The organism is Sphingobacterium sp. Lzh-3, assembly GCF_046764375.1.
In the GTDB taxonomy this organism is placed as follows: Bacteria; Bacteroidota; Bacteroidia; order Sphingobacteriales; family Sphingobacteriaceae; genus Sphingobacterium.
The window spans coordinates 1,792,722-1,814,824 of record NZ_CP177226.1 but is presented as its reverse complement, the minus strand read 5'-3'; the positions used below and the strand labels follow the sequence as shown (position 1 = coordinate 1,814,824).

Here is a 22,103-nt window from a genome sequence, read left to right as displayed (position 1 = left end):
AAGCTTTTTCATAGATTAACCTACACAATCTGACTTCTACCTTAATATATCCTATTATTGATTTAATAATACCGCATATGCCTGTTCTTTCACAAATTTTAGGGTAAACGGATCTTCCACAATTTCATTTAACTTTTCTTTTGTTGTTGCTTTCATCGTCGGATCCTCCTGTTGGGCCATCATCTGCATCAGTTCCATTTGTAAAGTGGGATCATTTTGCTCCACAAAAAAGTCCTGAACCTTTTGAGTACGTTCTTCCGGGCTTAGTCCACTTAATATGGTTTCTATTGCAGCCATGCGTACATTACTACTCTGATCTGATACAGCAGTCTTTTCCAAAGCTCCCATACTATTCCGATCTAACTTTCCCCCATCTTTCATCGCCAAGACAGCACTTAAACGTGTGCTCGCGGAACTCGAATCTTGAAGCATCTGCACATAATCCATCCCTTTTCCCATTTCATGTTGATCAGTTTCCAATACACTCTCCCTGAAAGATTGTTTTTCTTTACTTTTTATCCCCGCTATTGCCTTAACGGGAGCTGAAGCCTCTTGGCTACCAGTATGAATTCCCATCACCTCAGCATCAACTGCTTTTGCGTTGTCTTCTTTTTCCGGAACAGTAATAGGATGTACCGCAGCCACAGGCTTTTCTACTTCTATTTCTCGTTGTTGGTTAAAAGCAATAAAAGTTGCTGTCCCAACTAACAATGCTGCTGCCGCAATACTAGCCCACTTCCATAAAGGTTTAATCTTTCTTTCCTGAACAGGAGGAACTACTTGTGGTCTTATTTTATTCCATAAGTCAGCCGAAGGTTCCCTCTGATCAAATGCCTCCCGATTAGCGTTTACAAAATCTTTTAAATTATCCCGCATAATTATACCTTTCCTTCAATTGTTCGTATATTTTCTTTTTAGCACGATGATACTGGCTGCGTACCGCCACCGCCGTCATCCCTAATGTTTCCGCAACTTCATCATGGCTCATATTTTCAAACAGATAAAGGTTTACCACCATCTTAGGTACACCGGTCAGCTGATCGATTACAGCTTCTAAATCTGTCAAACGACATTCACGCCATTCTTTTTCCAGCAATTCGTCCTCACCATCATCCTGAATTTCCAAATCATCCACCGGCGTAAAATATTGCTTATTCTTCCGTAACAGTGAGATTGCCTTATTCACCCCCATCCTTCTCAACCAGGCTTCCACACTGAGAACTAAATGCCATTTATCTGATCTTGAAAAAAAGTCAACAAAGGTTTCCTGTAAAATATCTTCACTTTCTTCCTGATTGGACAAAATTCGATAAATAGAATTAAAAATCTTTTTTGCATACCGATGATAGAGCTGTGCAAATCCAGACTCATTGCCCGTTTGGCACATCGCTAATAAATCTTTATCGCTAAGCTGATTTTGCACGTTCTAAAATTAATACTGTTAATTCTTATGTTTCTACTATGTAGTCGGGGCTCTGCTGAAAATGTTGCAATATAATTTTATTTTTTTTCTAAAATCATTCTAAAAATGCACAAAAGCCCATTAAAAGGCCTCCTTTCAACAAAAAACACTCAAGAATGAACTTGAGTGTCTGCATTAATAAAATAAACTTAATAAGGATTTTAAAACTCCAGGTATAAGATTATCGATTATTTAACTTTTAAATAGGTCTCCACAATGGTATGTTTAACTCCCAATTCAGGTAAGTTTTCCTCACCGGTCTGAACCAATGTATCTCCTTTTAAAGTAAGTTGAAAATCAAACTTATTACTTTCCCAATCGCGCATTGAACAATATTGTAATCTTTCTTGATAGTTGACACCATCAAAAGAATAGGTACCACCGCCTGCGACAAACAGCGGTTCTTTACCTTTACCTTTTTCCTTATCGTGGTTAAAAAAGGAAAAATGGTCATCATTGAACATTTTAAACATTTCGGTTTTGCTCGTGTCCGTAAAAGCAGTTACCGTATCTTTCCCTTTGATTGTTTTGCTTTCAATAAGCTTATAGGTACCGGTCAAGGATTTGGCTTTTACTGCATCCGCATCTTTCTTTTCGGTATTATTTTTACATGAAAAGGCAAGACAGGAAATCGCAATCGCAAATAGCAGTTGATTTTTTAGGTTTATCATATTTTATAAAAGGTTTAAAGAGGCCAAACTACGAAAGTTCAGCCTCAATCAAAAACAAACCATTGTAATTATTTATCCCACCAAACTCGACCGGACAACTTATCTCCGCCAGGTACTGCAGCTGAAGCTGCTCTGTAGTTTTCGCCATTGATAGCCGCTTCAGTAGAAGGATAAGGGAATCTTCTTGGAATAGTCCCCGAAGTAGCATTTCCTGGATAATTCACAGGAGTTAACGCCGGATATCCGCTTCTGCGCCAGTTGCTCCAGGTTTCATAAAAATCGAGCATAGTTATCGTATGCGCCCAATATTGGGTATTGATCTGCTTCAAAGCGTTTGCTGCATCAAATGGATGAGCCGCTAGATACGTTTCTGCATCTGCGTCACTGATCGCTAATGAGCCATCATACTGATTCAGATAGGTAATACTTGCCTTCACACCTTTTTTATAATGATCGCTTGCACTACCACCTATTCCCCAACGTTGGGCTGCCTCAGCCAACAGCAACTCGGATTCGCCATAGGTCAAAATAAATGTCGCACCGGTCCGCTTGATCATATTAGGATTGGGCGAAGAATATTCTGCAAATGTCGTATAACTTGGGTCGCTACTAATGTTATACTGCGCGTTTGATCCCAAATCTTTTCCATTCGGCATCCCCTTTTGTTTGGTCGGATCAATTATATAACTACTATTCTGATCTTTACCTTTTTCCGATAAATACAGTTTTGTAACAGCAACTTTTTGCAATCTCGGATCATTATTGCTTTTTAAATAATCTATAAATGTTTTAGACCATTTTACATAATAATTTTCTTGCCCACCATCGCCCAATAAAACCTGGCTATTTCTATTTTGCGTCACTCTCGATCCTGATTCATCGTAGAGAATAAATGCGTTATCAGCATTGCTATCCATCGTCTTACCGACTACTTTTTGCGCATACTCTTTCGCCTTCCCTTCATCCACTTTCACTAGACGCATTGCCGTACGAAGTAATAAAGAATTTCCAAATTTCCGCCATTTCGCAATATCACCTTTATAGATAATATCACCTGTAACCTTATCACCATCTTCTTTTAATGCAGCAGTAGCCGTTTCAAGTTCCTTTAGCAAATCGTTATAGATGTCCTGTTGCTTGTCATACTTCGGTTTATAAATTTTGGTATAAAAGCCCAATCCCGCTTCTGAATAGGGTACATCGCCATACAAATCTGTCAAGCGGGCAAAGATTAAAGCTTTCCAAATACGGGCAACATTGTACAGATTTGCATATTTTGGTTTGTCTTTTGTAAACTCAACCACATCCACAATATTACGAACCTGCTCAATATAGGCCCCTACTGTCCCCGTACCCCAATAAGCCGCGGTATACAGTTCATTCAGCATATATTTATCGCCGGCCCAATAACTCACCACGGTCGATAAACCCTGCATCATTGTCGACGAATAAATCAGATTTCCGCGCCAGGTATCGTATGCAAAATCAAAACTTCCTGTGTAGAACAATTGTGCGGAGCTCAGTGTATAATTTGGATCCCAATTTTCTTTACCATAAGCAACGGGGTCTGTATTTATCTTATCAAAATCTTTTGTACAGCTACTTCCCATCCATAAAGTTGCTGCCATTAAACTAATAACTACCGGTTTAATATATCTTTTCATGATTGTTTGCAATTAGAATTTAACACTTAAATTAACACCGTAAGTACGTACTGCTGGTACACCTCCGAGCTCTAAGCCCGGGAAAGTTGCATTATAACTCGACTCTGGATCTATGTTATTTGTTTTCTTCATGATCGTCCAGAGATTGCGCGCTACAGCACTTACTGTAATCGACTTAACTTTGTTATTAAATAGATTGGATGGGAAAGTATAGCCCATAACGACCTGTCTCAATTTCACAAAATCAGCGCTGTTTACAAATATCTTAGATACATTATTTGCCGTATTGGTATAATAGGTAGAAGCTGTTCTGCCCAAACTTTCACGATCAGCTACGGTTTCCTGATGTAATCCAGAAATATAACCATAATAGTCCGTCCCGGAGAAAAGCTTTCCACCCCATTTTCCATCAATTAAGAAAGAGAAATTGAACCTTTTGTAGTTGAACTCATTGTTCCATCCAGCAAACCATTTATTCATTGCCGAACCATAGGGCGTTAATTCCCCTCGATCAGGAGAGCCATCGGCCAATTTCACAATCTCACCATTACTATCGTATTTATAATCGAAAGCCATGATCTGAAAAGCAGGCAGACCAACTTTATTCATTAAGTAACCTACCCCCGAACGTGAAGTCGCTACCGTCTGTTCGTCCATTCCTTCCGCCAATGAAATCACTTTATTGTCGTTGTAAGAACCATTTAATGAAGACACCCATTTAAAATTTTCCGTTTTGACAACAGTAGCGGAAATCAACGCTTCAAATCCTTTATTTTGCATTTTACCAGCATTGAGTACGGCACCGGCATAACCGCTTGCAGAAGGCGTTGTGATATAAGAAATTTCGTTTTTTGACTTCTTGTTATACCATGTTAAATCCAAATTTACACGATCATTAAAAAGACGGAGTTCAGTACCTATTTCCAATTCTGTTGCTGTGGAAGCTTTCAAGGAAGAGTTCGGAATATTCAGATTGTTAATAATCCCCAGAGGTTGTCCATTGAGGACTTCGCTTCTAAAATTATACGTTAGCAAAGTTTGATAAGGATCTGTTGCCTGTCCTACCTGAGCAAAACCGGCTCTCAACTTTCCAAAACTCAACCAGGATGGTTTTAGATATTCTGAAAAGATAAATGAACCCGAGATTGCGGGATAAACCGAGTTCAATTTATTATCCAATCCCGGTGTAGCCAAGGTAGAAAACCAGTCCGACCGTAAACTTCCTGTCAAGTAAGCAACATCTTTATAGGCAAATTCCAAGGTACCATAAGTAGACTGCGTCTCCGATTCACTTTCAAGATAACCGACAGATTTATTTTTCGCATTCAGAATATTGTAGACACCAAATATCGCAAAGTCAATTCCCGAATTTGTTGTTTGTCTGATTTTGGTATTTCTATAGCTGGCACCAAGGTTCGGCGTCAACGTATAGTCACCGAATGTGAATGCCTTTCCAACTAAAACATCAGCATTAATATCTTCAAACTTTGTTTCCTGTTCAGCTATCTTCCCTTTCTCATAGTAGCCTGTACCGGAAGGAACAACATTCTTATAATGATCGGTATAACCATCTCTTCCTGCCCTTCCCTGAACAAACAAACCATTACCCATGGTATACTTTGCTGTTACGGAAGCGATCGAACGATCCCGGTTCGTATTATTGATAAACTCATTTGCCGCAAACCAAGGGTTGGTTGCATACACATTACCAGAATTATAGAGGATCTCTTTTCCATTCTCGTCCTTCCAAGGCTTCAAATCATTGACATTGATGCTGGTCGGCAAGAACATAACGTTATAGTTGGCATTTCCGGCACCGTCAGAAACCATGGGACGATTTTTGACTTGCTCCAGAATCATATTATAGCGTGCGTCAATCGTCAAACCTTTAAGGGGTTCAAAAAGTCCAACCAAATTAAAGGATTGTCTTTTCAATCCTGAATTCGGAACAACAGATCTGTTATTGACATCTGTTCCTGACAGACGAATAGAGCCACCATCAAATGATTTATTTAATGCCAGCGTATTTGTCCATGTGGAACCAGTACGATAAAAGCGATCTAAATTCCCCTTTTGTAATGAATAAGGTCTTGATGCACCATCGAATTGTACAACGGGTGTTCCATCTAATTTAGCTCCCCAGCTTGAACCTCCCACTTGGGCTGCGCCTGCTTGGGTCGTTGGCTTCTCACCGTTTGCCCCCTGACCATAGACTGTTTGCCAATTCGTGTTGTCTATAATTTGCTCGGCAACAAGGTTACTATTAAAATCGATCGAATTGCCTTTTCCTGATTTTGTTGTAATAAGGATAACCCCTGCCTTCGCTCTTGAACCATATAATGCCGAGGCTGCAGCACCTTTCAGCACCGAAATGCTTTCGATATCATCGGGATTTATATTACTGATGGCGTCACCGAGATCGGGTGCATTATCCCATTGACTTCCGGAATTTCCTTTAGAGTTAGCATTTCCGATACCCACCGGCTTACTTTCCATAGGAATACCATTAATTACGTATAATGGTTGATTTGTCTGGTTCAAACTCGATACTCCGCGGATGGTCACATTGGACGCAGCTCCGGCACCGCCAGAGGTAGAACTAATATCCAACCCGGCCACCTTTCCGACGAGTGAATTCATCACATTATTTTCACGGGCTGTGGTTAGCGATTCACCAGCAACCTGCGTAACAGAATACCCCAATGAGCGCTTCTCTTTCTTCATACCCAATGCCGTCACAACGACCTCATTGAGCATCCGATTATCTTCCAATAAAACAATTTTCAGATCACCGTCTTTGGTTACGGCCACTTCTTGCGAAGTATAACCTGCAAAAGAAATAATTAAGGTATTTCCTGTTGCCGCATCGATCGTAAAACGTCCATTGATATCTGTCGCTCGTCCTACCGCGGTTCCCTTAACACGTACAGTAGCACCAGCTAAGGGATTGCCTTTATCGTCCGTGACGACACCTGCGACAGCCACCTGCTGCTGTTGACTGACAACCACAAGACCTTCCTTAGACACAGAATAAACCAATCCACTTTTATTGAAAAGCTTAGCCAATACATCCAATACCTTGGTATTATTCGCATTGACTGACACTTCTTTATTTAAATTTTCATTCGTCGAATTATAAACAAAGTAATAATCACTTTGCTCTTCGATCATTTTAAGTACCTTGCTCAGTTTTGTTTTTTGGACATCCAAGGAGACTTTTTGTTGGGAAAATACATTTGCCGAAACATTCATAACAGCACACGTAGTCATAATTAAGGCTAGTTTCATCCGGATAATGAATCTAAAATGCACAATATATCCATTGCGCATTTGCAATAAGCAATTTTTAATCATATTTTAGTGTTGGTTAAAATTAATATTAAGCAGCACGCCCCAATGTTGCTGCTTTTGGTTAATCATTTTTTCAATGAAGGATGGTGTTGGTCCACCATCCTTTTTACTTTTCTGATATAGTTACTTTTCTCCCATATACATTAAATTTAAAAGGTTCAACGCTCTGTAAAGCACTCAGTACCTGAGTAATATTCTCCCTACTAAAAGTTGCCGTAAAACGGTATTGTTTTAATTGATCATTTTGGATTTGGATATCCACATCATACCAGCGTTCCAATGTCCGGCGAAGCGATTCAAAATCTTGGTCCACGATTTCTAATCTATTTTCACGCCATGCAATATCTGGTATTTCAGCTGTATTGGATTCTATTGTAGGGATGTTCTCTATGGCAATCTCCTTAATCGGTAATTTGCTCGCGATTGGTTTATTGTTTTTACGAGCGACTGCTATTTCAGCTTGATTCTTAAAGATCGTGATTTTTTGATTCGGTTTGATAACAACAGAATTTTCACGCTGTCCTTTGCTCGTCATTTCAATCGAACCTTCTACAAGCAGTGCTTCTGCTGTGGGTTCATCGGAATAACTCTTCACATTAAATGTTGTTCCCAGGACCTTGATATCAAAATCAGATGCTTGTACCACAAAAGGTTTATCCTTATTCTTGGCCACCTGAAAATAACCTTCACCCGCAAGCCGCACCACACGCAATTCCTGATTGAAATCTGCCGATAACTCCAGTTTACTCGCGGAGTTTAACGTAACAGTACTTCCGTCACTTAATTCGAAGGTCTTTTTTTCACCATTTTTTGTTTGATAAACCTGGCCAATTGCGCTTATTGGTAATGTCGTATCAACTTTGCCCGGTTGAGCATAATACCAGATACCGCCCGATACCAAAGCGACAAATACAGCAGCAATGGCTGCCCATTTAGGCCAATTAAACCGATAGGACACGCGATGTTCTACTGGAGCATTCTGCAGATCTGTCTTCAATTTTTCCAATTGCTCATTCACAGGTCTACGGTTACCAACCAAGAGTTGAAATAGGCGTTTGGCTTTCAGAATCGTCTCAGCTTGTTCTGGATGATTCAGGCTATATTGTTGCCAGTATAGAATACAGTTTTTATCTTCTCCCGAACAATACTTTTGAAAAGTATCATCAATCAAAAAATCTTCTAACTGTTTATAATCTTTTTGGCTCATTCTTTTGGGTATTTACTCTATAGTGCCCTAAAGCCTGGCTTTTTCCTAAAGAAAATTTAAATTATTTTTCAAATAACTGAAAATCAATCAATTATTTTACACAATAAATACCAACACACCTACTTTTGCAAACATCGTACGCGCATGTTATTATTGAAAGCCTTAAAATAAAAAGCCAGACACAAAACTTAGATATCTTTCAATTCCTCCCTCAGAATCTTTAAAGCATCATAAAGCGTATTGTAGGCAGTTTTCACCGACATCTGCGTAGTTTCAGCTATTTTTTCATAGGAATAGCCCTCAAAAAACTTCAGATTCACCAGCTGTTTCTGACGAAAAGACAACTTCTCCAACGCCTCCTTCAAACGGATCTGTATAATTTCATTCGTCTGTACTTTGATGACAAACTCCTCATAGGGCATCTCCACCCAGTCATCTTCAGCTTTCACATTTTGAAGGGCTGTATTGATTTTATGTTGTTTCTCCAGTAGACGCAGAATACGTCTTTTTAAAAAAGTAATGAGATAGGACTGTACATTTTCTACCCGATCTAGCTGTTCTCTTTTTTCCCAAATTTTAACAAATACCTGATCGGTTGCTTCACTTGCCAAGTCACTGTCGCCACAAGTGCGTATTCCAAAATTGACAAGCTCTTGATAGAGCGCCGCATATAGATCAAAGAAGGCCGTTTCGTCTCCAGTACGAATACGTTCCCACAATAAGCGGTACCCCATTTTATTTCTCATAATAAAGCATATAATCCGAAAAAAGCCAATAATAAGTCCTCAGTTCCAAAAGTATAAACTTAATCGGTAAAAGGAGAAAGAAACGAAAAATTACATTGAAACGAAGAAGAAAGTCAATCGTTTGAATTGAATATTGTAATTTAGTTCCTGCATTAAGAATATACAAAGTAAAAACACAGCAGCAGTATACAGCTGTTGACTAGATTTAAACTCACATGAAAACTATTTTTGCCATTATAGGTAGTGCCAATACACATTCATCCAATCATCATATTGTAAGCCACCTCCAACAGGAGATTAACGCCGACATCAATTTCACCGTATTTGACCGTCTGAAAGAACTGCCTCATTTTGATCCTGAAGAGAGCCAGTCTCATCCACCTATTGAAATTATTGCACTTCGTCAGGTAATAAACGATGCCGATTTGGTATTGATCAGTAGCCCTGAATATATTTTCAGTGTGCCCAGTGGATTAAAAAATCTACTTGAGTGGTGTGCTGCAACCACGGTTTTCACCAATAAACCCGTTAGTATCATTACTGCTGCTGCGCAAGGCGAAACAGCGCATATCGAACTACAACGTATCCTGCAGGGACTGGGCGCTCAAATTGACGAAAAACGAAATCTGCTCATACAAGGAGTCAAAGGGAAACTGGATGCCACTGGGGCAATTTGGGACGAACAGCTCAATTTAGAACTAGAAAAGCTAGCCACACAACTTAAAGAATATTAATAATTTCTAGGTTCAGCTCCATTTTCATCCAAACCATAAAAATTAGCGCAATCCATTATTTGAAGATTATTATCTTTACGGCATGCAAGAACAAATTAATAATCCATTACACGGAAAAAGGCTCGACACCATCATTGAATATTTAGTGGAGTACTATGGTTGGGAAGAATTGGGACAACGCATATCCATTCGATGCTTCAATGACAACCCGAGCGTCAAATCTTCCCTAACTTTCTTAAGGAAAACACCTTGGGCTAGAGAGAAGGTCGAACAGCTCTATTTAAAAACCTTGTTGAAGAAATAAGTTTTTTTCATATTTCATAACGAATAATCTGATTATTAAGCATATCTTTGCCGCCATGAAAAAAATTGCCGACTACCGGAAGTTACTTAACGTAGAGAAATCTGTGGATCTTAAAACCCTGAAATCTACCTACCGGACAATCATGAAAGAATGTCATCCCGATAAATTTGTCAATGATGAAGAAGGTCGTTTGGCTGCAGAGCAAAAAAGTGTGGAAATGATTGAAGCCTACCATTTCCTGGTAAGCATCTGTCCAGAAACATTAGAGCAACAGTTGCCGATCTACACGGAAACAATTACCAATTCTGGTATTCAGGATATTGACTGGAAAGCACAAATATTGACAGTCACTTTTCACGACGGCAGTCAATATGAATATTTCGGTGTTCAGCGGAATGACTATATTAAATTTGTCAACGCAGATTCTTTAGGTCGATTTGCCCGTAGACACATCTTCCATTCTTATCCTTACCGCAATGTATTAAAGACTGCGACAGTTGCTTAAACACTGTCCTTTCTCAGCTATACAAAGATAAACGCCCGCTATCAGATTGATAGCGGGCGTTTACGTAAAATGTTAAATGTTTAAAAGCTATCTATAGAACAATGCTATTACCAAATAGTTTTTAGTTTTATAATTTTAGCATAAGACCTGCCATTCCACCACCATAAAACGTATTTCGGGTACGGTCTCTCCGCCAAGCTTTCCACAATGTACTACCACCATAAATTGAATTCTCGTCTCTTTCCGCATAGTTCAGGCTGGGAGCCACAAATATAGACATGCGCTCACTTAGTTTAAACGCTGGAATTACCCGCAGCGACGACTGATGATTATCCAGGCTTTTAAATTTCTCTGTCAGATAATTACGTGTAGCTATTTCCGTACGCAGACTAAACTTGGTCCTATTGATCAATATTGCCCCTAATCCTGCTTCAAAGGCATATTTATCCGGTCTATTGCCATCGAGTGCCCTATTGATCGATAATATACTGTAGAGTACACGACCACCTGAACGAAATTGTAGTCCGAGATAGCTATCCTCATTGACCGCTACTGAAAGACTCTGCTCACCATTTTTAATAAAATTAAGCAGACCAATGGGATAATCACTACTATCAGCAATATTAACGATACCTGCCAGCTGAACTCCCCTTACTTTTTTAGCTTTATTAGCGATGCCTGCTACTTGACTTCCAACAGTCGATTCACTATTGTTAAGTATGCTAGCAAGCTGTGTCGTCCCTGGAGCCTCATTAGCTAAATTTACAACACCAGCGATTTGAACACCTCTAACCGTATCTGCTTTGTTAAAAACACCAGCTACTTGCAGACCTTTCACTTCCCCGGAAACATGGTTTCCCACACCGGCGATCTGTACCCCACTTACATTTCCTCCCACACCATTGAAGACGCCTGCCATTTGCAAACCTTTCATTTCTCCGAACACACGGTTTCCTACACCGGCAAGTTGTACGCCATGCACACTTCCCCCAACGGCATTGAAAACACCGCCCATTTGCAAGCCTTGCATATCATATTGATTAATATTAAATACGCCACCAAGCTCAATACCTTTTACCCCCGCAGTAGATCCACCAATAATGTTTATGGAAAATTTATTCACAATTTGCGATTGTATAAAACCATGTGTACTTAATCCCGGTGTCATCGAAATTTGGTATGGGCTATACAAAAACATCCCGCCTAAATTCATACTTTGGATCTTTTGGGCAGGAGACAGAAATACCCGTCCCCAAAAAGATCGATAAAGACCATGATCTTCTTCATACCCTTCAAAATAGCCGTATTCACGCTTCTTCTTATCGCCAATTTGCGCTTCTATCGGAAAAATCACCATAACACTGGTGTCCCGAAAAGCCTCCTTACTAACGTTCACTGCAATGAGGTTACTTTTTTTCTTTACGTCCAACTCAAAGTAACCATTTTGGTCCGTCAACGTAGACAATAAAGCACTTCGATCAAAGATACTGGCATTGGAAATCGGATTATTAGTCCGAATATTTTTGATATACCCCGCTATAACAACTTTGTTTTTATGAGGTGTCTTCACTTCAAACTCCACCGACATCCGCTGAGGTGTATATTGAATAATAATATGCCTTCCAAGTTCTTTAAAACTATATTCCTTGCCCAAAATTCGATCCAGATAATCATACAAATTCCCTTTGAAGGCCTTAGTATGAATCACACTGTCTGTCTGTAGGATGTTTCCATTAAAGGAGAACAATACATCCTGCTGCTCCTTCAACAAGCGAAAAACTTCACCTACTGTAGTCTCTGGATAGGCTGGTATTTGAATCGCTGCAGCGAGCTTTTGCTGTGCCCTTCCCAAATGGAACGAACACAGCATTAAAATGAAGAGATAAAGCTCTACCCTCTTTATAAAAAATAGTATCATGTTGTTTTCTATACAATTTTGTTCTGAAAATATATCTATCTGTTGGCTCACCTCGTCAGATGAATCTCTCTGCCTTTCACATTTACTTTTAATCCAAATGTGCTAGAAATGACTTTCAAAATTTCAGTTAAACTATTTTGTTCGAATTTTGCTGTCAATAATAATTTCTGATCAGCAGGATGGTCAATAATAATCTTATATGCATAAGCTTGATTTAGCAACTCAACAACACGCTGCAATGGGGTGTTCTCAAAATCAAACAGACGATCCACATAATATTTATAAAATTGATCCTTGACAGGTTCCTTTCCTACTTTTATTGTATCACTATCCCGGATTGTAATCATTTGTTGTGGTCGCAAAAAGACTTCCTTATTTGCATAACCGACTTTAACCAATCCTGTAGCAACAATAACTTCCGTCGCATCTGATGTTCGGCGCACATTAAAGCTGGTGCCCAATACCGTAATTTTGGTTTTACCTGTCTCAATGACAAAGGGATGTTTTTTATCCTTGTGAACCTGAAAAAACACTTCTCCTCTCTTCAAAGCCACATTTCTATTTTTATTGGTCCATCTGCTTGAATAAGCCAGCTCCGTATTTTTATTTAAGGTAACTACCGAACCATCAGGTAAGGAATCTTGTCGTACTTGCTCCATACTCGAAAGAAACATTTCCTCACGATGAGATTGATCAAACACATAGAATCCTACAGCACAAAAGACCAAGATACTTGCTGCTAACCACCAGCTCCATTGAATTACAGAAGTCTTTTTTGGGGGGATTACCGCAGCTTCTGCCGCTCTTTTATCTCGCACAACTTTGAAGTCAGCCCAAGCCTTATCCACGTTCACATCAGGAACATCCAGGGGTTTGGGCAAACTATCCCACATTTTTTTCATTTTTATGTACTCCTCCTTATTGTTAGCGTCTTCTTCTAACCAATCGTGTATCATGCTATTCTCTATTTCATTGGTCTCACCAATGATATATCTTTCTAACAGTTCCTTATTCATAGCGTATAGATAAGAAAGCAAATAATCAATGTTAAATAATCCATAAGTTCGATACGCAAATGCTTCAGTGCCTTGCTCATATGTCCCTCAACAGTTTTTATCGACAGATCCAGGGTTACTGCGATATCCTTATATTTCATTTCCTGAAAACGGCTTAACTCAAAGACCGTTCGGCTTTTTTCAGGTAATTCCGCTAATGCGACCTGTAGCTTTTCGTTCAAATCCCGCGTACTTTCATCCACCGCAGGTACAAAATCCTGTCTATGCTGTTCGTGGGATTGATATTTTAGCTTACGTTGCTCCTTTTTCAGCACATTCATACTTTCATTATAAATAGCCCGATATAAATACGCTTTTAATGAAGTATGTATCTGCTCCTCCCAATCGCGTTCCCAAAGCCGCAAAAACACCTGTTGCACAACCTCTTCCGCTACATCACTATCGCCTAGATACCGGTAGGCATAACGATGTAACTCTTTGTAGTGCGCCCGAAAAAGCTGCTCAAAATTCTTTTCTTTATTTTCCGACATTGATCAAATCTGTCTTATTGTTTAAATAATCCACTTTATTAGTAAGACACCCCAATAGACTATTACCCTTACATATTTTTCACTTTTTTTTAATATCAACTTCGATACCGCCATATAATTTCAAATCCCTTATTTATCCCTATTCGTAATTCTTTTCGTATAGATGCTCAGGCGAGTATGTGGCATCCTCACATCGGTCAAATGATATTTACCCAAAAAACTTTATAAAAAGGCTTTTGTGACGACTAAAGGTAAGTCATCTATTTTATAAAATATTTTTTTTCTAAGGGTATATGGATTTTCCATTGTCATAAAGGAAAGAACAACATACAATTGATCACAAAAAATAATTTAACAATGAAAACAACATTCAAAGTAGCCCTGTTGGGATTGACATTATTAGGAATTGCAGGTACTACACAAGCGCAAGATATCACTTATGGTTTACAGGTCGGAAGCAACTATCATATGAGTTCCTTTGGTAACAAGTCTGTCAAAGATAATAATGGCAAAGTCGGCGTATCTGTAGCAGGATTTGCCCGTATAGGAGATCGCGTTTTCTTCCAGCCCGGAATCGGTGCCAGTCTGTTACGTAAAGAATATACCTTCGAAAATGTGCAGAAAACACCTAAATTCTATCAAATAAATCTACCACTACAGGTCGGTTATAAATTTTTGGAAAACGGCGACTTCAACCTCCGTGGGCTATTGGGACCGCAGTTAAACTATGATGTAAAAACAGTAAAGTCCAGCGCAACTACCGATTATAAGAAATTTTCATTTGATGGTAGAGTCGGGATCGGTGTAGATATCAGCCGCCTTACATTAGATGCTTATTACAGCCATGGTTTTACGAATATCGACAAGACCTTAGATGCAAAAAATAAAACAATCGGCATTATGGTCGGTTACAAGTTCTAATCAGCATCTATTAGTGAAGAAAAACGCCATTCTAAATAGAATGGCGTTTTTTCGTATTTACATTTTATTTTTTGTCAATAATTACTATTTTAGCCCTACAAAAAAATTATTCCGGCTAATCGTCCTATTTAAAATAAGACTTCTGATCAAATTGGAATAAACGGGATGTAGCGTAGCCCGGTATCGCGCCAGCATGGGGTGCTGGAGGTCGTCGGTTCAAATCCGGCCATCCCGACCAGAGAAGCTCTAACGACTGTTAGGGCTTTTTTTATCTAAGCCAGAACAGAACCTACTCCCGGCCCCGGGAGAGTTTGGTCTTTCGTTTATGCAGCTTTCGAATAAGTTGGACGAGCTGCCCAAAAGGAAAGAGGTGTATGCAACGGGTAAAGCAGGTACAGTTTATCTTTGCCATCCGTTTCTAGTCCATTCAGCTCAACCACACAGTGGAACTCTTCCTAAATTTATGGCACAACCGCCCTTGCTGTTGAGGGGAGAATTAGCGATAACGGATTCCACAGACGGATATACTCCAGTTGAACAAGCCATTCGTATAGGCTTAGATTAATCTGAAAATATCACATTAAAAAGTGGTCGCAAAAGCGACTACTTTTTAATGTGATTAACATATCCTTGCAACGTTAACACCGCATCAGAATAACCGTTGATCCTGTTCAAAATAGATATTTCGGATCAATACAGGCCAATAACTTGCAAGGGTTCCTTCTTTAATCCGCTTGAAAAGATCATGATCCGAAGGAATCATTCCTTTTAAATCATCCTTCTTCGCGGCAGATCCCTCCCCTTTCGACAGCTTTAATTGTTCTTCTGCAAGTTCACGAAGCATCAGTTCATACCTGTTTTTTGAAGGTTTACTCTGGGCAATTTTTTTCAAAAGATCTGGATTTCCCTGATTATTCCCTTGCTGCAAATGCAGTTCAAGCCAGTCGGCCAATATTTCATTTTTTTCATCGGCATAAGGCTCCCCAACACCCAAATTCATGGGCCATAATCTCGATTCCGCAATTTTCAACTTTGCCTCATTATATTTCTTTTCAAGGATAAATTGGTAGGCCAACATTAATTTGGTCTGTACATAATACCGATGGCCTTCAGTTGCACCTTCAAATGGAAGTATGGTCACCTCTTCCAATTCTTTCTCAGCCCGCATGTATTCTTTCCCCAATAACAATGTACGTACCTGTGCTAAGGTTAGTATATAATTCTTCGGAAATTTGCGATGATATGCTGTACTCACCTTAAGGGCTTCTTTATAAGACTGACTATTGTTTAGGAGCTCCACCAAATGTAGCCCATATCGCCATTCTTGTGGTTCCATCAAGGTTGCCTGCTGCATCATCTGTACCGCCAGATCTTTGCGGCTCGTATCTTGCAAACTTGATTTCAGCGCATAATAGGCCGCAAAATCTGTTGGCTCCTGCGTTACTGCCGACAAAATTTCTCTTGCTTTTTGGGGTTGATTTCTGAAACGATACAATAGTGCAGTCAGATAATCGATAGTCCAACTTTTACTGTTCTCTTTTTTTGCCCATTGGAATACTTGGTTACTTTCTTCTCGAAATGGGAAGACAAAAGCCGGCTTACTTTGCGTTGCCCGATTTAACCATTCCTGACTGATCGACTTATTCGATCGCGTCAGCCAAGCGAGCCAAATTAAAGCTTCCGTATTCTTCTGTCCCGAACGGAGTAGATCGGTGGCCGATTCAAACTCTCCAAGATCAGCATACCATATCGCCAGTTCCATCAGCTTTTCAGCGGCAAACTCTTGCCTGGATGAAAATGTCTTCTTTTCCTCAAATTGGAGAAAGGCATTAAACGGATCATATTGGAGAATTGTCTGATGGGAAAGACGATCTGTTACAGCTCCTCTTTTGCGCTGAACCAACACGTCCATCTGCAAGGCATCTATATTTAGCGGATTGGCCACCACAGCTTTTGTGATATAATCTCCTGCACGTTCATATTGTTTAATCCGATAGTAATATTTGGCCATTTGCACATAGGAAGCACTTCGCCAAGTTGGATTTAATGACGCGACTTCAAAACCATCTAAAGCATCGTTATCTTTTTTTAGCTTAATCGCTGCCAAACCATAGTAATAATTTGCCTGTGCATCATAAGTATCCATAGACAATGCTTGCCGGGCATAGGCATAACATTGCTGATATTCCATTTTAAACCAGGCCAGTTTGGCCATTTCAAGGTAGGTCTGCGAAGTAGCGCCATGCTGGATCAGCTCCTTTAATTTTACTTCCGCAAGCGTATATTGCCTGAAGCGAATGAGATCACGTATCTCCAATAATTTGGTCTGCCCCGTATCTGAGCTTACTTCCGCTGAAATTACAGTAGGTCTATTCAGTTTTGACCAAGATGTATCCGTTCTGAGATTAAAATAATCCTGCCCCAATTTCAGATAGCTAGGTCTTGAGTCGGTTGCTACCATCAAGGATAATCTGGTAGGTTCGCCCAATTGGGCTTCAATAAAACTTCGATTTAATACAGTACCTATGCTATCAAGCACATATATACTATCTTTTAAAGGTCGCTTTGGATCAAGATCCAAGAATAGCTTATTGTTCTCACGTTTTATCTGAATTGCTGCTGACAGTTGTATCTCCTTCGGTTTTCCTATCCCTGAAAATGGCATCCAGTATTCCGTCCAGCTGTCACTTTGATAAGGCGCAAATCCAAGTTGTTTAAAGGGGGTCTGGCTGCTGGAAGGAACATTTTGATTGAACAGACGTCCACTTTGGATTTCCACATATTGCCCACTCTGATCAGTCAATAAATTTTCCCAAATCTTGCCATCTCCAGCCTGCGACCAAAGAAATATCTTTTTCCCTAACTTATCTTCACGGAGGGCATAACGGGCCATTCCATAATTATGATCTGTATAGTAAACCCCAAAAGCATTACTATGCGCGCCCAATACATGATATGATTTAGAACTACCAAAAGCATTCTCGCTATAGTTAGAAAGATCACGTCCCTGGCTATCGATAGGCCAGGCATGCGCATCGCCATCATGACCGATATATTGATTTCCGGGATACAAAAACTTCAGATCTTGTCCCGCAGCAACACCCAGATTCATCCAGGTATAATAAGGTTGTTCAACCGCATTGGCATTATACCAAAAGGAGCGTGTAGAAAAATAACCTTTGTCTTTTTCTAATCGGATCTCCAAGGTCCAGTTACTACGGCTCAGCATATCATAAGCGTGGATAAAGCAACTTACGCTTCCATCCGCATTTTCCTGCGTAAGGTAATCGACCGGGGTAGAAGTATTGGGCGTGTGTCCAATAATACCATAATTCGCTTCGATACCACCACTCGTCCATGGTCCCCGCATGGCAATATCCCTAAATTTCACAACGCCATTATTGTAAATATAGTCCCGCTTATTGACCTTATCATAGGCCGACCAAATTTTCCCACCGATCTCTGGCATCACCTGTACCCGAATATAATCGTTTTCCAGGATAACGGTTTTCCAGTCCTTTTCAATAGCCGTATTTGTAAAACCGTCAAAGCGGAAATAAGGATACAACTTTTGAGCTGAAGCTATGGGATCCGGATCCGTAAAGGGATAGGTTACATAACGTTTCTTAAGCTCAGAAACCTTTGCCGGATGCTGTGCAAAAACTCCTGGCACACAGCTGCCCATTGCCCATAACATAATCCACTTTTTCATTGGCGTTTTAATTTAAAAATTTCACAATTTTAATGGCATTCCCCAAAGCGTTGATTTGTCCGATGTGATTAAATCCGTCATGTGAGCCATTTCTTCACCGAATTTCAACATAAATGAATCTATCATAGGCTATTTGTTTCCTTGGCATTGACAAAAAACCTATGATAGAATTTTCACTATAGGCATACATTGCTGCTATTCAATAATCAACAAAAGTCCTTTATTCTTTTCTACCGGAATCACATCGCCCAATTTATACTCCGCCCCCTTTTGAAAATTAGGGATGAGTGGTGCGGATAATTTTGCCTTTCCAGCATCAATCCCCAATTTTCCCCAGTCAATGGCCAATTTTACATCCACATCACCATCCGCCCAGCTAGCGATAGCTACCATCGCCTTGCCCGGACGGCTATAAACAGTTGTAAGAACCTTATCATGATCGGTTTTAACAGGAATATTTGGCGACCAATAACCTATCATTTTACTCCCTTTGATACCAAATTGATCCCACGCTCTCCATAGATCAGCAGGTGTCAATTTTTGGTAAGGCATCCTATTGGTCATGCCATAGAGCATACCCCGCCAAGGATTTCCACCATCCTGTAGCATTTCACCCATTAAACCAAACGGAATGCCGCTCACCTCGGTAAGGAAAAAATCAGGTTGGTTATTCTCGTAGTCAAAGTATTCACCAAACCATAATCTATTGATGTACGGAAAATGCTCCAGATACAGATTCGCACTATTATTGAATCCATCACTTTTATTATATTGATTTGCCGAATGCAAATCGATTAGACCAGGTTTGCCATTTTTTGTCAGCACACGTTTTATTCTTTTCATGGTTACCCGATCGAAGGCAACATCATCCAAATAAATCCCATCGATACCGATATGATCTACCAGCCAATTCATGCCTTCGACGTAATAATTGTGCCATCTATTCATTCCGCTATTGATAATAGCCGCGTCTTTAAATTGGGGAACATACCATGCAGCGATATAATTTTCACCCACATGCTCCTGCAACCAGGAATATCCGCCTCCTTTTCCAGGTGAAAACACCTCAGTGCCCAGGCTACGCAATGGATAGAGCTCATAAACCCGATTTGAAACCTCACGAACGGTATTGTAGATCTTGACCTTTAAGCCCTTATCATGTGCCTGATCGATATATTGCTTCATTTCTTTTGTCGCAATAAACGGATAATTGATATATGGATTTATTTCATTTCCATGATGGATATTGATGACATTAGATCCACTTGCAACAACAGAATCAACGGGTTTATAGGCATGGTAATACCGTTCATTCCATTGTGCTTCCGTATTGATCGGGTGAAAAGGGGTAATTAGCAGGTTAAAATTATAATAAAGCACATCGCCTTTTTTGAGATCACGGGCTCCGCTGTAACTATTGACCAAAACCGATTTTCCTTTCAGGCCAATATCAATTCCCCCTTTATTTTCATTACCCCAGGACTGTGGCAGCACAAGCGGCTTTTGAAGATAAAAATTCGTATTGAGCGGCCGAGAATAATGCTCGTCACGGAGTGAAAACTGGAGTCCGGCATCTACAGCACCTATCCAACCACCATCCTGATTTTTATGGGCTACATCCCATTTCCAGGTAAGCTGTTCGGGCCTCTTTCCTCCCTTTTGCCCGAGTCCCATAAAATAATCCGTCTTATCGGGCATCATCGGGATATGCATCGTGGCTTCTTTTAAAGACAGGTCCTTCAGCGCCGTGAGCTTGACCACATAATGCATATAGCCATCAAATTCCAATTTACCCTCTACTTCCATGGTCAGATCGGAAGACTCATTTTTGGCCGTCCAACTATATTCACCGTCACTTTTGGTTTCAAATCGGATCCCGCTTGGTTTAAGTTGAATTTCCTTTCCGTCTGAAGCACTATAAAAATGAAAATGAAGCGGTTCGAATAAGAGGTTATTCGCCTTGGACGATATTTCAGTCAATTCAGGTGTAAAAAACGTACTGATCTGTTTTGGAAAACCACTCGCATGTAGTTTCACCTCGCGGCCTAAAATATGCAAGGTAGAATCTGCTTTTAATTCAATAGCTGTATAAGGCGCAACCACTGTGTTTTTTTGGGCCAATGTCGAATTGAGCCATGGTAGTCGCGTCATTTTCCATGGTTGATCAACACTGGATATATCACCTGAAGCATCTGAAACCCTTATTTCCACATTGACCTGTTTCGCTGCCGCATTTTTTGGCTTTACGGTAACCACGCCATGGTAAGTTCCGCTTGCAGTAACCTCCGGAATCTGTATACCGCACCACAGGGCCTGAACTTTATCTTTTGGTATATCAACCTGGAGTGCCATTGCTTTGCCGGTATAATCCGTACCTTGGGTATTGATACAATTCAGGCTATTCGCGGGAATAATAGACCCATCACTTGCTTTAAAATCCGAGAATGAAATTTGGATTTCATGGAGGTCCTGCTTTGGAGACCATACCCCGAGTTGAAAGGCATAAAATTCACCTTTCTGCCCTGTGCCCTGCAACTTAGTCATGGCTTTACCTTTCATAAGCCAGCGTTGCGGAAGATTGCTTTCCATCTTAATCGGAAACTCCCGCAGTTCAGGAAAAAGATAATATGCGGCATTCGCATTCCTGCTCACAAAGCCTCGCACTTCTTCGGTACTCGCGATCAGTTCCATCGGATCGTTACTATTGTATTCATCTACGGCATCAAAGCGTGCAACAGTAACTCCTTTAGAGTTTCCAGCCACATGCTGCACTGCTTTCGCTGGAGCCGAAACCGCATTTTTAAGATAAATTGCATCCGGATAATTGCGGCTGCGCCCCCCCATCTGATAGGGCAAATAATAGACGTAGTATACGCCCTTTCCGGAAACTGGTTTAAACCGTATTCCACCAGATTCTGTATTCATCCAAAGATAAGCGCTCGGGGCAATCTGCTTATTGCTGGCACTGTCGACGATAATAACTTGCTGATTTGCCTCAACCCAGCGATTTCGCCACGGAATAGTAACCTGTACCTCCTTCTGATCTGTATTTACCTGCAGCACTGCTCGATGATTACCCAGCTGGTCCGCTTCCCACTTTTGTGTTTCCGGAGGATAGGTCAGTTGCGCCCGGGCCGAGTTTGCGCATAAGGATACGGCAAGGATAATTGCCAGCTTATAAGAGGCTGTTCTTTTTTTCATGCGAATAGTATTTATTCAAAATATTTTGTCTTTACCAAGCTTTTCCATAAGCCTGATACGATTTACAAGCTGCACTGTTTCCCCAACATGAGTCCGTAGTGCAGCTACTTTTATTGGTCAATAAGAGGACTAAAATTAAGTTTTATTCCTAACATCTTAAC

Annotated in this window: 17 protein-coding genes and 1 tRNA gene; 6 read left to right on the top strand and 12 right to left on the bottom strand. The window is 40.2% G+C overall.

Features of this window, described 5'->3' with window-relative positions; translation table 11 throughout:
* Positions 1-54: 54 nt before the first annotated feature.
* The 7 genes from ACLCDV_RS07290 to ACLCDV_RS07260 form a co-directional block, all read right to left on the bottom strand.
* Positions 55-876 (bottom strand): hypothetical protein, encoded by an 822-nt coding sequence (locus ACLCDV_RS07290; protein WP_411973302.1) that lies wholly within the window; start codon positions 874-876, stop codon positions 55-57.
* Complete coding sequence (locus ACLCDV_RS07285; RefSeq protein WP_411973301.1) at positions 866-1,423, bottom strand: RNA polymerase sigma factor; 558 nt, start codon at positions 1,421-1,423, stop codon at positions 866-868. Before ACLCDV_RS07285 ends, ACLCDV_RS07290 begins: the two co-directional genes overlap by 11 nt.
* A 227-nt stretch (positions 1,424-1,650) precedes the next feature.
* Entirely contained in the window at positions 1,651-2,133 is a 483-nt protein-coding gene (locus tag ACLCDV_RS07280; RefSeq protein ID WP_317667863.1) for a hypothetical protein, read from the bottom strand.
* A 68-nt stretch (positions 2,134-2,201) separates the two neighbouring features.
* Positions 2,202-3,797: a SusD/RagB family nutrient-binding outer membrane lipoprotein gene (locus ACLCDV_RS07275; protein ID WP_411973300.1), complete on the bottom strand. Its 1,596-nt coding sequence runs from the start codon at positions 3,795-3,797 to the stop codon at positions 2,202-2,204.
* Positions 3,798-3,809: 12 nt separating this feature from the next.
* On the bottom strand, positions 3,810-7,085 hold the full coding sequence (locus ACLCDV_RS07270; RefSeq protein WP_411973299.1) for a SusC/RagA family TonB-linked outer membrane protein: 3,276 nt from the start codon (positions 7,083-7,085) through the stop codon (positions 3,810-3,812).
* 169 nt (positions 7,086-7,254) lie between these two features.
* The gene (locus tag ACLCDV_RS07265; protein WP_411973298.1) at positions 7,255-8,355 is read right to left on the bottom strand and encodes a FecR family protein; all 1,101 of its coding nucleotides are present in this window, start codon (positions 8,353-8,355) and stop codon (positions 7,255-7,257) included.
* Between the two features lie 188 nt (positions 8,356-8,543).
* Entirely contained in the window at positions 8,544-9,101 is a 558-nt protein-coding gene (locus tag ACLCDV_RS07260; protein ID WP_075991650.1) for an RNA polymerase sigma factor, read from the bottom strand.
* Positions 9,102-9,316: 215 nt separating this feature from the next.
* Here ACLCDV_RS07260 and ACLCDV_RS07255 point away from each other — a divergent pair, with 215 nt between their 5' ends.
* From ACLCDV_RS07255 to ACLCDV_RS07245, 3 genes are all read left to right on the top strand, one after another.
* Complete coding sequence (locus ACLCDV_RS07255) at positions 9,317-9,835, top strand: NAD(P)H-dependent oxidoreductase (RefSeq protein ID WP_317667867.1); 519 nt, start codon at positions 9,317-9,319, stop codon at positions 9,833-9,835.
* Between the two features lie 82 nt (positions 9,836-9,917).
* A complete protein-coding gene (locus ACLCDV_RS07250) occupies positions 9,918-10,139 on the top strand; it encodes a VF530 family DNA-binding protein (RefSeq protein WP_411973297.1) in 222 nt (73 codons plus the stop codon).
* 55 nt (positions 10,140-10,194) lie between these two features.
* A complete protein-coding gene (locus ACLCDV_RS07245) occupies positions 10,195-10,644 on the top strand; it encodes a KTSC domain-containing protein (RefSeq protein ID WP_088160655.1) in 450 nt (149 codons plus the stop codon).
* A 127-nt stretch (positions 10,645-10,771) separates the two neighbouring features.
* Here ACLCDV_RS07245 and ACLCDV_RS07240 read toward each other — a convergent pair whose 3' ends face one another.
* The 3 genes from ACLCDV_RS07240 to ACLCDV_RS07230 are packed head-to-tail and all read right to left on the bottom strand — an operon-like array spanning position 10,772 to position 14,108.
* Entirely contained in the window at positions 10,772-12,562 is a 1,791-nt protein-coding gene (locus tag ACLCDV_RS07240; RefSeq protein WP_411973296.1) for a hypothetical protein, read from the bottom strand.
* Positions 12,563-12,609: 47 nt separating this feature from the next.
* Positions 12,610-13,578: a FecR family protein gene (locus tag ACLCDV_RS07235; RefSeq protein ID WP_411973295.1), complete on the bottom strand. Its 969-nt coding sequence runs from the start codon at positions 13,576-13,578 to the stop codon at positions 12,610-12,612.
* Positions 13,575-14,108, bottom strand: coding sequence for an RNA polymerase sigma-70 factor (locus ACLCDV_RS07230; protein ID WP_153845037.1), 534 nt, complete (start codon positions 14,106-14,108; stop codon positions 13,575-13,577). The genes ACLCDV_RS07235 and ACLCDV_RS07230 overlap by 4 nt, the downstream gene beginning before the upstream one ends.
* Positions 14,109-14,465: 357 nt before the next feature.
* Here ACLCDV_RS07230 and ACLCDV_RS07225 point away from each other — a divergent pair, with 357 nt between their 5' ends.
* The 3 genes from ACLCDV_RS07225 (at position 14,466) to ACLCDV_RS07215 (ending at position 15,594) form a co-directional block, all read left to right on the top strand.
* The gene (locus tag ACLCDV_RS07225; protein ID WP_317667870.1) at positions 14,466-15,029 is read left to right on the top strand and encodes a porin family protein; all 564 of its coding nucleotides are present in this window, start codon (positions 14,466-14,468) and stop codon (positions 15,027-15,029) included.
* A 161-nt stretch (positions 15,030-15,190) separates the two neighbouring features.
* A tRNA-Pro gene (locus tag ACLCDV_RS07220) sits at positions 15,191-15,267 on the top strand.
* 87 nt (positions 15,268-15,354) lie between these two features.
* A complete protein-coding gene (locus ACLCDV_RS07215) occupies positions 15,355-15,594 on the top strand; it encodes a hypothetical protein (RefSeq protein ID WP_411973294.1) in 240 nt (79 codons plus the stop codon).
* 84 nt (positions 15,595-15,678) lie between these two features.
* On the opposite strand, the gene ACLCDV_RS07210 is transcribed toward ACLCDV_RS07215, so the two are convergent.
* Positions 15,679-18,741, bottom strand: a complete 3,063-nt coding sequence (locus tag ACLCDV_RS07210; RefSeq protein ID WP_317667872.1) for a DUF5107 domain-containing protein — start codon at positions 18,739-18,741, stop codon at positions 15,679-15,681.
* Positions 18,742-18,936: 195 nt separating this feature from the next.
* Complete coding sequence (locus ACLCDV_RS07205; protein ID WP_411973293.1) at positions 18,937-21,942, bottom strand: glycoside hydrolase domain-containing protein; 3,006 nt, start codon at positions 21,940-21,942, stop codon at positions 18,937-18,939.
* Positions 21,943-22,103: the final 161 nt, after the last annotated feature.

Bases quoted from the DNA above. Each gene is read 5' to 3' on its own strand.
- ACLCDV_RS07270 (WP_411973299.1), bottom strand. From the start codon at position 7,085: ATGAAACTAGCCTTAATTATGACTACGTGTGCTGTTATGAATGTTTCG.
- ACLCDV_RS07235 (WP_411973295.1), bottom strand. From the start codon at position 13,578: ATGAATAAGGAACTGTTAGAAAGATATATCATTGGTGAGACCAATGAA.
- ACLCDV_RS07280 (WP_317667863.1), bottom strand. From the start codon at position 2,133: ATGATAAACCTAAAAAATCAACTGCTATTTGCGATTGCGATTTCCTGT.
- ACLCDV_RS07265 (WP_411973298.1), bottom strand. From the start codon at position 8,355: ATGAGCCAAAAAGATTATAAACAGTTAGAAGATTTTTTGATTGATGAT.
- ACLCDV_RS07230 (WP_153845037.1), bottom strand. From the start codon at position 14,108: ATGTCGGAAAATAAAGAAAAGAATTTTGAGCAGCTTTTTCGGGCGCAC.
- ACLCDV_RS07205 (WP_411973293.1), bottom strand. From the start codon at position 21,942: ATGAAAAAAAGAACAGCCTCTTATAAGCTGGCAATTATCCTTGCCGTA.
- ACLCDV_RS07245 (WP_088160655.1), top strand. From the start codon at position 10,195: ATGAAAAAAATTGCCGACTACCGGAAGTTACTTAACGTAGAGAAATCT.
- ACLCDV_RS07255 (WP_317667867.1), top strand. From the start codon at position 9,317: ATGAAAACTATTTTTGCCATTATAGGTAGTGCCAATACACATTCATCC.
- ACLCDV_RS07260 (WP_075991650.1), bottom strand. From the start codon at position 9,101: ATGAGAAATAAAATGGGGTACCGCTTATTGTGGGAACGTATTCGTACT.
- ACLCDV_RS07250 (WP_411973297.1), top strand. From the start codon at position 9,918: ATGCAAGAACAAATTAATAATCCATTACACGGAAAAAGGCTCGACACC.
- ACLCDV_RS07225 (WP_317667870.1), top strand. From the start codon at position 14,466: ATGAAAACAACATTCAAAGTAGCCCTGTTGGGATTGACATTATTAGGA.
- ACLCDV_RS07290 (WP_411973302.1), bottom strand. From the start codon at position 876: ATGCGGGATAATTTAAAAGATTTTGTAAACGCTAATCGGGAGGCATTT.
- ACLCDV_RS07215 (WP_411973294.1), top strand. From the start codon at position 15,355: ATGCAGCTTTCGAATAAGTTGGACGAGCTGCCCAAAAGGAAAGAGGTG.
- ACLCDV_RS07275 (WP_411973300.1), bottom strand. From the start codon at position 3,797: ATGAAAAGATATATTAAACCGGTAGTTATTAGTTTAATGGCAGCAACT.
- ACLCDV_RS07210 (WP_317667872.1), bottom strand. From the start codon at position 18,741: ATGAAAAAGTGGATTATGTTATGGGCAATGGGCAGCTGTGTGCCAGGA.
- ACLCDV_RS07240 (WP_411973296.1), bottom strand. From the start codon at position 12,562: ATGATACTATTTTTTATAAAGAGGGTAGAGCTTTATCTCTTCATTTTA.